The 13091-nt window shown below is 72.3% G+C and carries 14 protein-coding genes; 10 read left to right on the top strand and 4 right to left on the bottom strand.

Translation table 11 applies throughout. The features are described 5' to 3' along the window. The first annotated feature begins 52 nt into the window (after positions 1–52). From ACFYXE_RS24710 to ACFYXE_RS24700, 3 genes are read left to right on the top strand one after another with little or no spacing between them, the layout of a single operon-like run. Complete coding sequence (locus tag ACFYXE_RS24710; protein ID WP_389315733.1) at positions 53–976, top strand: carbohydrate ABC transporter permease; 924 nt, start codon at positions 53–55, stop codon at positions 974–976. Continuing rightward, the gene (locus tag ACFYXE_RS24705) at positions 973–1809 is read left to right on the top strand and encodes a carbohydrate ABC transporter permease (RefSeq protein ID WP_389315731.1); all 837 of its coding nucleotides are present in this window, start codon (positions 973–975) and stop codon (positions 1807–1809) included. The genes ACFYXE_RS24710 and ACFYXE_RS24705 overlap by 4 nt, the downstream gene beginning before the upstream one ends. Next, positions 1809–3125, top strand: coding sequence for an ABC transporter substrate-binding protein (locus ACFYXE_RS24700; RefSeq protein WP_389315729.1), 1317 nt, complete (start codon positions 1809–1811; stop codon positions 3123–3125). Before ACFYXE_RS24705 ends, ACFYXE_RS24700 begins: the two co-directional genes overlap by 1 nt. Here the strand turns inward: ACFYXE_RS24700 and ACFYXE_RS24695 are convergent. Continuing rightward, a complete protein-coding gene (locus tag ACFYXE_RS24695; RefSeq protein ID WP_389315727.1) occupies positions 3122–3958 on the bottom strand; it encodes a helix-turn-helix domain-containing protein in 837 nt (278 codons plus the stop codon). The genes ACFYXE_RS24700 and ACFYXE_RS24695 overlap by 4 nt on opposite strands. A 25-nt stretch (positions 3959–3983) precedes the next feature. Beyond that, the gene (locus ACFYXE_RS24690) at positions 3984–4430 is read right to left on the bottom strand and encodes a hypothetical protein (RefSeq protein WP_389315725.1); all 447 of its coding nucleotides are present in this window, start codon (positions 4428–4430) and stop codon (positions 3984–3986) included. Here ACFYXE_RS24690 and ACFYXE_RS24685 point away from each other — a divergent pair. Then, entirely contained in the window at positions 4420–5895 is a 1476-nt protein-coding gene (locus ACFYXE_RS24685; RefSeq protein WP_389315723.1) for an MFS transporter, read from the top strand. The two genes, ACFYXE_RS24690 and ACFYXE_RS24685, sit on opposite strands and share 11 nt — an antisense overlap. Here ACFYXE_RS24685 and ACFYXE_RS24680 read toward each other — a convergent pair. Continuing rightward, a complete protein-coding gene (locus ACFYXE_RS24680; RefSeq protein ID WP_389315721.1) occupies positions 5859–6926 on the bottom strand; it encodes a hypothetical protein in 1068 nt (355 codons plus the stop codon). The genes ACFYXE_RS24685 and ACFYXE_RS24680 overlap by 37 nt on opposite strands. 174 nt (positions 6927–7100) lie before the next feature. On the opposite strand from ACFYXE_RS24680, the gene ACFYXE_RS24675 reads away from it, so the two are divergent. From ACFYXE_RS24675 to ACFYXE_RS24650, 6 genes are all read left to right on the top strand, one after another. Then, positions 7101–7505, top strand: coding sequence for a MarR family winged helix-turn-helix transcriptional regulator (locus tag ACFYXE_RS24675; protein WP_389316260.1), 405 nt, complete (start codon positions 7101–7103; stop codon positions 7503–7505). Between the two features lie 38 nt (positions 7506–7543). Next, positions 7544–8767 (top strand): macrolide-inactivating glycosyltransferase, encoded by a 1224-nt coding sequence (gene mgt, locus ACFYXE_RS24670; RefSeq protein WP_389315719.1) that lies wholly within the window; start codon positions 7544–7546, stop codon positions 8765–8767. 183 nt (positions 8768–8950) lie between these two features. Further along, a complete protein-coding gene (locus ACFYXE_RS24665; protein ID WP_389315717.1) occupies positions 8951–9943 on the top strand; it encodes a CDP-alcohol phosphatidyltransferase family protein in 993 nt (330 codons plus the stop codon). Between the two features lie 376 nt (positions 9944–10319). Further along, a complete protein-coding gene (locus ACFYXE_RS24660) occupies positions 10320–11528 on the top strand; it encodes a S8 family serine peptidase (RefSeq protein ID WP_389315715.1) in 1209 nt (402 codons plus the stop codon). Positions 11529–11604: 76 nt separating this feature from the next. After that, a complete protein-coding gene (locus tag ACFYXE_RS24655; RefSeq protein WP_389315713.1) occupies positions 11605–12156 on the top strand; it encodes a DUF1697 domain-containing protein in 552 nt (183 codons plus the stop codon). Next, the gene (locus tag ACFYXE_RS24650; protein ID WP_361171964.1) at positions 12149–12517 is read left to right on the top strand and encodes a DUF4440 domain-containing protein; all 369 of its coding nucleotides are present in this window, start codon (positions 12149–12151) and stop codon (positions 12515–12517) included. The genes ACFYXE_RS24655 and ACFYXE_RS24650 overlap by 8 nt, the downstream gene beginning before the upstream one ends. A gap of 19 nt (positions 12518–12536) precedes the next feature. Here the strand turns inward: ACFYXE_RS24650 and ACFYXE_RS24645 are convergent, their stop codons facing one another. Next, the gene (locus tag ACFYXE_RS24645) at positions 12537–13064 is read right to left on the bottom strand and encodes a GNAT family N-acetyltransferase (protein ID WP_389315711.1); all 528 of its coding nucleotides are present in this window, start codon (positions 13062–13064) and stop codon (positions 12537–12539) included. Positions 13065–13091 lie beyond the last annotated feature (27 nt).

The raw sequence follows: 13091 nt of genomic DNA, 5'->3' as shown, positions 1-13091 counted from the left end.
GGGGCCGCCGGGGCGGCCAGACCCGCACGAGCCGCCCGAAGGAGCCGATTCCGTGACATTGGCGACCGCGCCGAAGCGGTCAGCGCGAGGCACGCAGGCGCACGGATCCACGGACCACGGCGCGTGGTTCCTCGTGCTGCCCGCGCTCATCCCGATCCTGGTCCTCAGCGTCGGCCCGCTCCTCTACGGCATCGCGCTGGCGTTCACCGACTCCCAGTCGGGCCGCACCGAGCCCACCCAGTGGGTCGGCGCCCTCAACTTCCAGGACCTGCTGCACGACACGCTGTTCTGGGACTCGTTCCGGATCGGTCTGCTGTGGGCCTTCGGCGTGACCGTGCCGCAGTTCTTCCTCGCCCTCGGCCTCGCCCTGCTGCTCAACCAGCCGCTGCGGATGCGCTGGCTGGCCCGGGCCCTCGCGATCATCCCGTGGGCGATGCCCGAGGTCGTCGTCGGCATCATGTGGCGGCTCGTCTACCACCCGGACGCGGGCGTCCTGAACGAGACGCTCTCCACCCTCGGCCTCGGCGACGGCAAGGACTGGCTCACCGGGACCGCCACCGCGCTGTTCGCCGTCATCGTCGTCGGCATCTGGGCCGGCATGCCGCAGACCACCGTGGCGCTCCTGGCCGGACTGCAGAACACCCCGCGCGAGCTGCACGAGGCCGCCGCGATGGACGGCGCGGGCGCCTGGCGCCGCTTCCGCGCCGTCACCTGGCCCGCGATCAAGCCGGTCGCCCTCGCCATCACCGCGCTCAACTTCATCTGGAACTTCAACTCCTTCGCCCTGGTCTACGTCCTCACCCAGGGCGGCCCCGGCGGCCGCACCCGCCTGCCCATGCTGTTCGCCTACGAAGAGGCCTTCCGCTACGGCCAGTTCGGCTACGCGGCGGCCATGGGCTGCGTGATGGTCGCGGTGATCTCCGTGATCCTCGCCTGCTACCTCGTGGGCCGCCTGAAGGGAGGCGACGAGGCATGACACGTACGAACAAGCCGGCCCGCGCCGCGCAGTACCTGGCGCTCGCCGCCTATCTCGTCTTCCTCGCCTTCCCGTTCCTGTGGCTGATCTCCACGGCCTTCAAGCCCGCACGGGAACTGGGCAGCCTGCACCCCACCTGGATCCCCCGGGACCCGACGTTCGACAACTTCCGGCAGGCCTTCGACGAGCAGCCGCTCCTGCGGGCCGCGGGCAACTCCCTGGTCGCGGCGCTCAGCGCGGCCCTGATCGCGGTGGTCATCGCGACCCCCATGGCGTACGTCATGGCCAGGCACCGCAACCGCGTCTCCACGGCGGCGACCGGCTGGGTGGTCATCAGCCAGGCGTTCCCGTTCGTCCTGGTCATCATCCCGCTCTTCCTGATCCTGAAGAACCTGCACCTGATCAACTCGCTGCTCGGCCTGATCCTGGTCTACGTGGTGTGGTCGCTGCCCTTCGCCCTGTGGATGCTCGTCGGATACGTCCGCGCGGTCCCCGCGGAGCTGGAGGAGGCCGCGGCGGTCGACGGCGCCAGCAAGGTGCGCACGTTCGTCTCGGTCGTCGCGCCGCTGCTCGCGCCCGGCATCGTCGCCACCGCGCTGTTCGCCTTCATCACCGCGTGGAACGAGTTCTTCTTCGCGCTCGTCCTGCTCAAGACCCCGGAGAAGCAGACGTTGCCGGTCATCCTCAACCGCTTCATCGGCAGCGAGGGCGTCGCCGACCTCGGGCCGCTCGCCGCGGCCGCGTTCCTCGCGACCCTCCCGTCGCTGGTCGTCTTCGCCCTCATCCAGAAGCGGATCACGGGCGGCATGCTGGCGGGGGCGGTGAAGGCCTGATGCGCACGACGCCTCGCCCGGCCCGCACCACGCCCCGCCTGCTGACCGCGACCGCCGCGGCCCTCGCGCTGCTGCTCTCCGGCTGCAGCGGCGACTCCGGCGACGACGACGGGAAGATCACGCTCCGGTTCCAGTCGCTGGCCTGGCAGAAGGAGTCCGTCGACGCCAACAAGGCGCTCGTCGAGAAGTGGAACGCCACCCACCCCGACATCGAGGTCGAGTACGTCCAGGGCAGCTGGGACAGCGTCCACGACCAGCTGCTCACCTCCTTCGAGGGCGGTGAGGCGCCGGACATCATCCACGACGCCTCCGACGACCTCGCCGACTTCGCGTACGGCGGGTACCTGGCGGACATCGGCGACCTGCTGCCCGGCCGCCTGAAGTCCGACATCCCGGAGCGCAGCTGGCAGACGTCGACCTTCGGCGGCAAGGTCTACGGCGTGCCGTTCCTCCAGGAGCCGCGCGTCCTGATCGCCAACGCCACCTGGCTCAAGAAGTCGGGCGTACGGATCCCCACGCCGGACAAGCCCTGGAGCTGGGCGGAGTTCCGGTCGGTCACCAAGGAGCTCGGCGACGGGACGGACGGCAAGTACGGCGTGGCCTGGCCGCTCAAGGAGCCGGTCTCCGCGACGCTCAACCTCTCGCTGTCGACCGGCGGCCGGATCTTCCACCGCGGCGCCGACGGCAAGGTCGACGTCCGCTTCGACGCGGCCGACGAGGTCGTGCCGCGCACGGTGAACGAGCAGGTCAACGACGACGGGAGCGCCTCGGACTCGACCCTCGGCATGGGCGGCTCCGACACGCTGCCCGGCTTCTTCGGCGGCAAGTACGCGATGGTCCCGCTCGGCTTCTCCTACCGCCAGCAGATCGTCCAGCAGGCGCCCGAGGGCTTCGACTGGCAGGTGCTGCCCGCCCCCGCGGGCAAGGAGGGGCTCGCCCAGGGCGTCAGCCCGCAGACCCTGTCCGTCGCCGAGGACAGCCCGCACAAGAAGGCGGCCGTCGCGTTCATCGACTTCTTCCTCCGGCCGGAGAACATGGTCGAGCTGGCGCGCGGCGACTGGATGCTGCCGACCGGCACGCAGGCGTTGAAGGATCCCGCGCTGCGTACCGAGAAGGACGACTGGGCCGCGGGCACCGCCCTGGCCGAGCACCTGCGCCCGGCCCCCGCGCAGTCCGTGCGCGGCTATCCGGAGTGGAAGGACAAGGTCGCCACCCCGGCGCTCCAGGAGTACTACAGCGGGGCGATCGACCTCGGCGAGCTGCGCAAACGGCTCGTGAAGGACGGCAATCGGGTGCTGGCGCGGTACCAGCGCTAGGCCGTGTCCGCTCCCGTGCCGAAGCGCTGCCGGAACACCGCCGCTTCCGCGCTGCCCTCGGGGGCCGTCATGACGACCAGCTCCACCTGGTCGGGGCCCGGCAGCAGATAGCCGGTGTACGCGAGCGTGAGGGGGCCCGCCTCGGGGTGGTTGAGCCGCTTGTGGCCGGTGTTCGGGCCGCGCACCTCGTGCTCGTTCCAGGCGTCGGTGAACAACGCGCCGCCGTGGGACGCGAGTTCGGCGAGCAGGGGCTGCTGGTCGGTGCGTCCGGCGACGGCGTTGCGCAGCCGGTGGACGTTGCCGCGCGCCACGGCCTCCCAGTCCGCGTACAGGTCGCGGGCCCGTGGGTCGCAGAGGGCGAACCAGGCGAGGTTGCGCCGGTGCGGCGGCAGCGCGCCGAAGTCGGTCACGAGCCAGGCCGCCGCCTCGTTCCAGGCGAGGACGGTCCGCATCGGGCTGACCAGATAGGCGGGCCACACCGTCAGCGCGCGCAGCAGGTCGAGCGCCGCCTGCGGGGCCCCGGGCTCGGCGGGCGGCACGGGAGGCGCGGGCCGGGAGGCGATCCGGTGCAGATGCCGGTGGCCGTCCGGGTCCAGGCGCAGCGCGGTCGCCAGCGCGTCGAGGACCTCCGGCGACGGGCGTCGCTGGCGCCCCTGTTCGAGCCGGGTGTAGTACTCCGGGCTGATCCCGGCGAGCGCCGCGACCTCGGCCCGGCGCAGCCCCGCGATGCGCCGGCCCGCCGTCCGGGGCAGCCCGACGCACTCCGGGGTGAGCCGGGCCCGGCGGGTGCGCAGGAACCGGGCGAGCTCGGTCGGCGGCCGGTGCGGGGTCACGCGACGGCCGCGGCGTGCGGTGCGTTCATGGCACCAGTGTCCGGCCCGGCGCGGACAGGGGGCCAGCCCCGGGGGTGGCCCTGCGGGGGCCACCCCCGCGGGGGAGCTCCCCCACCGGTGTCTGGTGGCCCGCCCCACCCGCGCGAAGGCTGCCGTCCATGAACGACTCCGCAGCCGAGAACACGACCTCGGCGGATACGAGCCCGGCGACCGCGAGCACGGCAGCCACGAGTACGAGCCCGGCGACCGCGAGCACGGCAGCCACGAGTACGAGCCCGGCGACCGCGAGTGCGGCAGCCACGAATACGAGCCCGGCGACCGCGAGTGCGGCAACCGCGAGTGTGGCGGCCACGAGCGAGGCGATCGCGAGCCCGGCGACCGCGAGTGCACCGGCCGCGAGCGAGACCACCACGGGTGCGGCAGCCAGAGGTGCGGCGACCACGAGCGCCGCAGCCACGGGTGTGGCGACCACGAATACGAGCCCGGCAGGTACACCCTCGGCCCGCCAGGCGCCGGGGCCGGGCCCCGCCCGGACGCACCCGCACCCGCCCACCCGCACCCGCAGCCTCCTCCCCGCCCTCCCCGCCCTCCCCGCCCTCCTCGTCCTCAGTGTCGCCGCCGGGCTCGATGCCGGGAGTGTCGCCGTGCTCAACAGCGCGCTCCCGGTGCTCGGCGCCGAGTTCGGGGCGGGGCCGCGGGCCCTGTCCTGGGCCGTCGGCGGGTACGCGGTCGCCTTCGCCGGGCTGCTGCTCGCCGGAGGAGCACTCGCCGACCGGTTTCCGCGTCGGCGGGTGCTGACCGGAGGGCTGCTCCTGCTCGCCGCGGGCGCCGTCCCCGCCCTCGCGGCCACCGACTTCTGGCTGGTCGCGGCGGGCCGGGCGGTCCAGGGGGCGGGCGCCGCGATCACCGTCCCCGCGGCCACCGCGCTGGTCGCGGACCTCTTTCCGGCGGGCCCGGCCCGTTCCCGCGCCCTCGGCGTCTTCGCCTCCGCGCAGGCGGGCGGCTACGGCGCGGGCCTGGTCCTCGGCGGGGTGCTCACGGGTGCGGTGGGCTGGCGCCTCGTCTTCGGCGTGCAGGGCGCGGTGGCCCTGCTGACCGCCTTCGCCGCGGTGCGCCGGCTGCCGGCCGGCACACCGGACCGCGCCCGCCGGGTCGACCCCGTCGGCGGTACGGCACTGGTGGCGGCCGTCGTCCTCGTCGTGCTCGGGGTCGATCTGCTGTCCCACGGCGGCCCGGCACGGTGCGTCGGGGCGGGCCTGCTGGCCGGGGCGGCCGTCGCGGGGACGTGGTGGTGGCGGTGCGGCGGCGACGCGCTGCTGGACCGGGCGCTGCTGCGGCTCGGCACGGTACGGACGGCGGCGGTCACGGCGGTGGCGTTCTACTTCTGCGTCAACGGCGCGCTCTTCTTCGTACCGCTGTATCTGCAGGACGTGCGCGGGATGTCACCGGCCGGGTCCGGGCTCGCCGTGCTGCCGGTGAGCGCCGCGGTGACGGGTGCGGCGCTGTGCGCGGGGCGGCTTGTGGAGCGGTGCGGCGTGCGGGCGGTCCTCGCGGCGGGGCTGCTGCTGACCGGGGCAGGGGTCCTGCTCTGGTGCCTGACGGGGGAGCGGAGCACGTACTGGTGGCCGGTGTTCGCGGGACTCGTGGTGACCGGGGTGGGGCAGGGACTCGCCTTCCCCGCGCTCACCGCCCTCGGCCTGCACGGCGTCCCGCGGGACCGGCAGGGCGCGGCCTCCGCGGTGACCGCGACCGCGCTGCAGATCGGCAGCGGGCTCGGCCCCGCGGTCCTCGCCTCGGTGGCGGCCTCGGCCGGATCGGTGGCGGCCGGGCAGCACCTCGCCTTCGCGCTCGCGGCGGCCGCCGTGGCCGTGGCCGGGGCGGCGGTCGCCGTGCGAGGGCGTCAGACGGCGACCGACTCCTCCATCTCCTCCTCCTGAGCCTCGTGTTCGGGGGCGTCCGCGCCGGGTCCCGCGGTCACCGCGGTCCGGTGCCGCCGCTCCCACAGGGCCGCGGCACCGGTGACCAGCAGGCCGAGCACCAGCCAGCCGGCCAGCGTCCAGACGTGCTGCGGCAGACCGTGGCCGCCGAAGTAGAGGTGGCTGCGGATGCCCTCGACGAAGCCCGCGCCGTTCCAGAAGGCGTGCAGGGAGCCGAAGAAGCCGTTCTGCAGCTCGGGCCGGAACAGCCCGCCGGACGTGGTGAAGTTGAGCATCACGAAGAGGACCATCATCGCCAGCGTCGTCCAGCGCTTGAGGAACGTGTGCAGGCCGATGCCGATGAACAGGATCCCGGCCGCGTACAGCCACGCCATCGCCCAGACGCCCCACAGCCCCTGGTGCACGAGGTGGAAGATCGGCCCCGCGAGCGCCGCGCCGATCGCGCTGACGGCGAGGGAGACGCCCACGACGAGACCCGCCCTGGCCCGCATGCGCAGCCCCGCGCCCGCCGCGCCGAGCACCGCGACCGACGCGTACGAGCCGATGCTCACGGCGACGAGCAGGAAGAACAGGCCCTGGCCCGTCGGGTCGTCGCCGACCGGCGGTGCCACGTCGGTGACCTCGAGCGGCGCGCCGCGCTCCGCCGCGAGGGGCGTGAAGATCTTCTGCGCCGCCGTCGCGCTCATGTCGGACCCGGCGGTGGCCACGATCAGCTCGGGCGCCCCGGCGCCGGGGACGTACGCGCCCGCGATGTCCAGGGACTTGAGCGCGTCGACCGCCTGGTCGCGGGAGGCGAGGGTCCGCACGTCCAGGGCGTCGCCCGCCTCGTCCTGGACGGCGTGCGCGAGGGACCGGGCCTGCGGGTCCGCGCCGACGACGGCGACCGGCAGGTGGTTCGGCTCGGGCGTCACGAAGGCGCCCATGTAGGCGAGGCCCATTCCGAGGCACATGAGCAGGGGCGTGACCAGGTGCAGCAGCACGTGCCGCAGGACGTCGCGCAGTCGGGTGGCGGGTTCCGCGGTGGCGGACATGGATCTCTCCGGTTCCCAGATGGTTGGCATATGCAACTCTTCTTTGTGTTGTACTCTACAACCATTCGTGGAGAGGGAGAAACCGTGACCGGACGAGACGGATCCCCGGGTGGGTCCGCGGAGGCCTCCCCGGGTGCGTCCCGGGACGAGTCCATCGAGGTCATCCAGCGGGAGATGACCGCGTTCGCCCGGCGGGCGCGGGCCACCGCGGCGCGGATGCACCCCGAGCTCTCGCTCGTGTCGTTCACCCTGCTCAGCCATCTCGAGTACCAGGGAGGCTGCCGGGCCACGGATCTCGCCGCGCACTACACCCTCGACAAGTCGACGATCAGCCGGCAGGTGGGGGCGCTGGAGAAGGCGGGCCTCGTGGAGCGGCGGCTCGACCCGACCGACCACCGGGTGCACGTCCTGCATCTCACCGAGCGGGGCGTCGACGTGCTGGCCCAGGTCGGCAACGCCCGGCGGGTGGCGTTCCGGGAGCGGCTCACGGACTGGGAGGGGCCGGACCTGGCCCGGTTCGCCGCGTACTTGCTGCGCTACAACGAGGCCGCCGCGGCCGACGACGGAGGGCCGGCCTGAGGTTGCACGAGACGTTTCGTCTCGTCTATGGTCGGGGCATGACCACGCCCCGACCCGCCCACGTCGCCATGTTCTCGATCGCCGCGCACGGACACGTCAACCCGAGCCTGGAGATCATCCGCGAGCTCGTCCGGCGCGGCCACCGCGTCACGTACGCCATTCCGCACGCCTTCGCGGACAAGGTCGCCGAGACCGGCGCCGAGCCCCGGCCCTACACCACGACGCTGCCCTCGCCCGACGACGACCCGGCGGCCTGGGGCACCGAACTGATCGACAACCTGGAGCCGTTCCTGCGCGACGCCGTCCAGGTCCTGCCCGAGCTGGCCGCCGCGTACGAGGGCGACGAGCCGGACCTCGTCCTGCACGACATCACCTCCTACCCGGCGCGCGTCCTGGCCCGCCGCTGGGGCGTCCCCGAGATCTCCCTCTCGCCCAACCTCGTGGCCTGGGAGGGGTACGAGGAGGAGGTCGCCGGGCCGATGTACGCGGAGCTGAAGGAGTCCGAGCGCGGCCGGGCCTACTACAAGCGGTTCGCCGCCTGGCTCGCCGGGAACGGCATCACCCAGCACCCCGACCCCTTCGTCGGGCGTCCGCCGCGCTCGCTGGTGCTGATCCCCCGGGCCCTGCAGCCGCACGCCGACCGGGTCGACCCGTCCGTGCACACCTTCGTCGGCGCCTGTCAGGGCGACCGCGCGGCCCAGGGCGACTGGGAGCGGCCCGCGGGCGCCGAGAGGGTGCTGCTCGTCTCGCTCGGCTCGGCCTTCACCAAGCAGCCCGCCTTCTACCGCACGTGCGTCGAGGCGTTCGGCGGTCTCCCCGGCTGGCACGTGGTGCTCCAGGTGGGCAAGCACGTGGACGCGGACGAGCTCGGGCCGGTGCCGGCGAACGTCGAGGTGCGCTCCTGGGTGCCGCAGCTCGCCGTCCTCAGGAAGGCCGACGCCTTCGTCACGCACGCCGGCGCGGGCGGCAGCCAGGAGGGGCTCGCCACCGCGACGCCGATGGTCGCCGTGCCGCAGGCCGTGGACCAGTTCGGCAACGCCGACATGCTCCAGGCGCTGGGCGTGGCCCGGCATCTGCCGCTGGCGGACGTCACCGCAGAGGCGCTGCGCGAGGCCGTGCTCGCGCTGACCGAGGACCCCGAAGTGGCGCGCAGGCTGGGGGAGATCCAGGCGTCGATGGCGGCGGAGGGCGGCACCCGGCAGGCGGCCGATCTCATCGAGGCCGAACTGGCGAAGGGGCGAGCGGTTCCCGGTCAGGGGTAACGCTCCGTGATGCGTTTCGGTAACGCTCAGATAACGCGCCCCGGTGCTGGCAGGGCTATCGACTCGCCCCGAAGGGTTGACCGTTACCCCCTGTCAAAGGTTGCACGCCGGAGATCTTGTTCCTTGAGGCAACTACTTCCTAGCGTGAGGTGAACGCGAGTCGAACAGCAGGAAGTTGACCCCATGCGCCGAGACATACCGCCCCTCGCCGAGGTGCGCCGCATCACCCAGAAGAAGCGCGACGCGTGGTGGACCGTGTTGCTCGTCGACCCGGTCGCCACCCCGCTCGTGCGCTTCACGGCCAGGCGTACGAACATCACCCCCAACCAGATCACCTGGGGCGCGTTCCTGCTCGGCCTCGGCTCGGCCGCCTGTTTCGCGCTCGGCGACTGGAAGTGGCTCGCGCTCGGCGCGGTCGTCTACCACCTCAGCTTCATCCTCGACTGCATGGACGGGAAGGTCGCCCGGCTCACCGGCCAGGGCTCCGTCTTCGGCGCCTGGCTGGACTTCGTCTTCGACCGGATCCGCGTCATGGTGTGCGGCGTCGCGCTCATGGGCGGGCAGTACGACCGCACCGGGGACACCCTCTACATCTGGCTCGCGCTGGCCGTCGTCGCCCTCGACACCCTGCGGTACATCAACTCGCTGGAGATCTTCAAGATCCGGCACACCATGCGCAAGCAGATCAAGACGCGCATGCGGGCCGCGCGCCGCGCCCAGAACGAGGCGGAGCTCGCCTTCATGGAGGACCTGCTGCGGGAGAACCCCTCGGCGGACATCGAGCAGGACCTGCAGCGGGCCGCGGGCGAGGCCGCCCCGTACGCGATGGCCCAGGGCGAGGGGGCGGGTGCCGACGGGGAGGCGGCACCGGCTCCCCGGCCCCAGGTGATCGACCTGCACCAGGAGTTCCGCCGGAAGTTCCCCGCGTACCTGCGGGTCCGCTCCTTCCTGCTCCGCCACCGCATCCGTGCGCACCTGGTCAGCGGAATCGAGTTCCAGATGGGCGTCTTCATGATCGGCCCGCTCTTCGACGTGGTGATGCCCGCGACGATCGTCTCCGGGGTCCTCCTGCTCGTCTTCGAACTCGCCATCATTTACAAGCTGCTGCTCTCGACCCGCGACTTCACGCGGACGATCGACTCCTTCGAGGAGGAGAAAGTGATGACCGCCGCATAACGCGTGCCGCGGTGCGCGGCCCTGCCGCGACCACCTTTCCCGGACGCCGGACCCACGGATTCCTCCGTGTGTCCGGCGTTGCCCATGTGGCGCAAAGTGCCTTCTGTTACCCGGAGTTGGGGGGAATGCGGCCCGGGATGTCCGATCCGCAAGGACAGATCCGGTTTGTTATTACGGAACCTTGTTGAACAAGTCACAGCTGCATGTAGGTATTGATCTGCGCGCGTCAATCCGACAGGGTTTCGTCCCAACACCCGGAGATCTTCCGGGCCGCACGGGCTGTCGCAGCGAAGTTGTCGCCGCGAAGGGCCCTGCGGAACACAGCTGAATACCCCCCCCCACATCCCCCCACACAGCACTGAGGAGATCCCTCTTCATGGCAACTCACAAGCGTGCCCGCACGATGAAGCTCACCGCCGCGATAGCCACCGCCGCCACCGCGGTGGGTGTGACCGTCTTCGCGACCTCCTTCGCCGGTGCGGCCACCCCCGCCGAGGGCAAGGTGTACGGCGCGAACGCCGAGGGCGCCGTGGCCGGCAGCTACATCGTGATGCTCGACGAGAAGGCCGACAAGGGAGCCAAGTCGGACCTCGCCAAGGAGTACGGCGGCGAGCTCAGGCGCAACTACTCCTCCGCGATCAACGGCTTCTCGGCCAAGGGCCTGACCGCGACCGAGGCCAGGCGCCTGGCCGCCGACCCCACCGTCGGCAAGGTCGTCCAGTCGAAGAAGTTCTCCATCGACGCCACCCAGGACAACCCGCCGTCGTGGGGCCTCGACCGCATCGACCAGGCGGACACCGCGGCCGACAAGAAGTACACCTACCCCGACAGCGCGGGTGAGGGCGCCACCGCGTACGTCATCGACACCGGTGTCCGCGTCAGCCACAAGGACTTCGGCGGCCGTGCCACCTCCGGCTTCGACGCCGTGGACAACGACGACGACGCGGACGACGGCAACGGCCACGGCACGCACGTCGCCGGCACCATCGCCGGCGAGGCCCACGGCGTCGCCAAGAAGGCGAAGATCGTCGCGGTCCGCGTCCTGGACGACCAGGGCTCCGGCACCACCGAGCAGGTCGTCGCGGGCATCGACTGGGTCACCAAGAACCACGAGGGCCCCTCGGTCGCCAACATGAGCCTCGGCGGCGGCGCCGACGAGGCCCTCGACGCGGCCGTCCAGAAGTCGATCGACTCCGGCGTCACCTTCGCGGTCGCGGCGGGCAACGAGTCGACCGACGCCTCCCAGGGTTCCCCGGCCCGGGTGAAGGACGCCATCACGGTCGCCTCCTCCACCAAGGACGACGAGCAGTCGGACTTCTCCAACTACGGCTCCGTCGTGGACATCTACGCCCCGGGCTCGGACATCACGTCCGACTGGAACACCGGTGACGACGCCACCAACACCATCTCCGGCACGTCGATGGCCACCCCGCACGTCGTCGGCGCCGCCGCCGTCTACGTCGCCGGGCACAAGGACGCCAAGCCCGCGGACGTCGCCAAGGCGCTGACCGACGGCGCGACCCCGGACAAGATCTCCAACCCGAGCGAGGGCACGCCCAACAAGCTCCTGAAGGTCGTCGAGTAAGGACCCGTACGGCCCGCTGAGCCGCGGCCGTCGTGCCCACCCCCACGGGGCACGACGGCCGCTCTATCGTGTCCGCATGGCGATCACGACATACGCGGCGCTGCTGCGCGGCATCAACGTCGGCGGGCACAGGAAGGTGCCGATGGCACGGCTGCGCCCGCTCCTCGAAGGGCTGGGCCACGGCGACGTGCGCACCCACCTGCAGAGCGGCAACGCGGTCTTCACGGCGGACGGCGGCGACGAGGAGACGCTCGCCGCGGGCATCGGCCGGGCCCTGGAAGAGGAGTTCGGCTTCGCCGTCGACGTCCTGGTGCGCGACGGGGCGTACCTGAAGGCGGTGGTCGATGCCTGCCCGTTCCCCGCCGCCGACCTGGAGCCCAAGCAGCTCCACGTCACCTACTTCTCCGCGCCGGTCTCCGAGGACCGCTTCGCCTCCGTCGCCCCCGGGGACTTCCTGCCCGAGGAGTTCCGCATCGGCGACCGCGTCCTCTACCTCTACGCCCCCGACGGGCTCGGCCGCTCCAAGCTCGCCGAAAAGCTGTCGAAACCCGAGCTCACCCGGGGCATCATCGCCACCAGCCGCAACTGGAACACCGTGACCCGGCTCGTGGAGATGACCCGTGACTGACCGCACCCCCGCCGTCGAGGCCGCCATCGAGGCCGAACTGCGCCTGCTCGACCCCGAGGTGCGCGCCTCGCCCGCGCTGTTCGGGGCGCTGCTGCACCCGGAGTTCACCGAGTTCGGCGCGTCCGGGACGCGCTGGGACCGCGCGTCCATCGTCCGGGTGCTCACGGGCCGCCCCGACCCCGGCGGCCGCCCCACCACGACCTCGGGGATGCGGGGCGTGCAGCTCGCCGAGGACCTGGTGCACCTGACCTTCGACACCGACAGCAACGGCCGCCGGGCGCACCGCAGCTCGCTCTGGCGGCGCACCGAGGACGGCTGGCGGCTCTGGTTCCACCAGGGCACCCCCTACGTCGCCGACTAGCCCGTCCGGCGGGCCGACGTCAGGCCGTGGCGGGTGTTCCGGGGAGCCGGGAGGTGAGCTGCAGGGTGATCCGGCCGTTCTCCTCGGGCACCTCACGGGTCTGCGTGTAGCCGAGGCGCTTGAGGACGGACAGGGACGGGGCGTTCTCCGCGTCGACGGTGGCGTGCACCTCGTCGAGCCCCAGCGTCTCGTGCCCGTACGTGGTCAGCAGCTGCGCCAGTTCCGTGCCGAGCCCGAGGCCCCAGCTCTCCCTGGTCAGGCCGTAGACGATCTCGGTGCCGTCCAGCCAGGTCTCCGGCGACGGCTTGACCTCGGCATGGCCGACGTACCGCCCCTCGTGCCGGACCGCCCACACCGGGAAGCGCTCCTCCGCGTAGACGAGGCTGAATATCCGCCCGAACAGCGCGCGGTCCTCCGCCGCGCTCTGCAGGCCGTCCCCGAACCACCGGCCCACCGCCTCGTCCTGGAAGAGCGCGACGAAGTCCGCCTCGTCCGTGGCGACATAGGGGGAGAGGGAGAGGCGTTCGGACCGCAGTTCGGGTGTCATCCGCGTGACGCTAAGGGGGCGGGCGCG

The organism is Streptomyces sp. NPDC002564 (assembly GCF_042889645.1).
Classification (GTDB): domain Bacteria; phylum Actinomycetota; class Actinomycetes; order Streptomycetales; family Streptomycetaceae; genus Streptomyces.
Note: the sequence above shows the minus strand (reverse complement) of the source record. Positions and strands in the feature narration are given on the sequence as shown.

What these genes read in the sequence shown, in the direction of transcription:
- ACFYXE_RS24660 (WP_389315715.1), top strand. Translation starts at nt 10,320, where the DNA reads ATGGCAACTCACAAGCGTGCCCGCACGATGAAGCTCACCGCCGCGATA.
- ACFYXE_RS24655 (WP_389315713.1), top strand. Translation starts at nt 11,605, where the DNA reads ATGGCGATCACGACATACGCGGCGCTGCTGCGCGGCATCAACGTCGGC.
- ACFYXE_RS24645 (WP_389315711.1), bottom strand. Translation starts at nt 13,064, where the DNA reads ATGACACCCGAACTGCGGTCCGAACGCCTCTCCCTCTCCCCCTATGTC.
- mgt (WP_389315719.1), top strand. Translation starts at nt 7,544, where the DNA reads ATGACCACGCCCCGACCCGCCCACGTCGCCATGTTCTCGATCGCCGCG.
- ACFYXE_RS24675 (WP_389316260.1), top strand. Translation starts at nt 7,101, where the DNA reads ATGACCGCGTTCGCCCGGCGGGCGCGGGCCACCGCGGCGCGGATGCAC.
- ACFYXE_RS24700 (WP_389315729.1), top strand. Translation starts at nt 1,809, where the DNA reads ATGCGCACGACGCCTCGCCCGGCCCGCACCACGCCCCGCCTGCTGACC.
- ACFYXE_RS24705 (WP_389315731.1), top strand. Translation starts at nt 973, where the DNA reads ATGACACGTACGAACAAGCCGGCCCGCGCCGCGCAGTACCTGGCGCTC.
- ACFYXE_RS24680 (WP_389315721.1), bottom strand. Translation starts at nt 6,926, where the DNA reads ATGTCCGCCACCGCGGAACCCGCCACCCGACTGCGCGACGTCCTGCGG.
- ACFYXE_RS24665 (WP_389315717.1), top strand. Translation starts at nt 8,951, where the DNA reads ATGCGCCGAGACATACCGCCCCTCGCCGAGGTGCGCCGCATCACCCAG.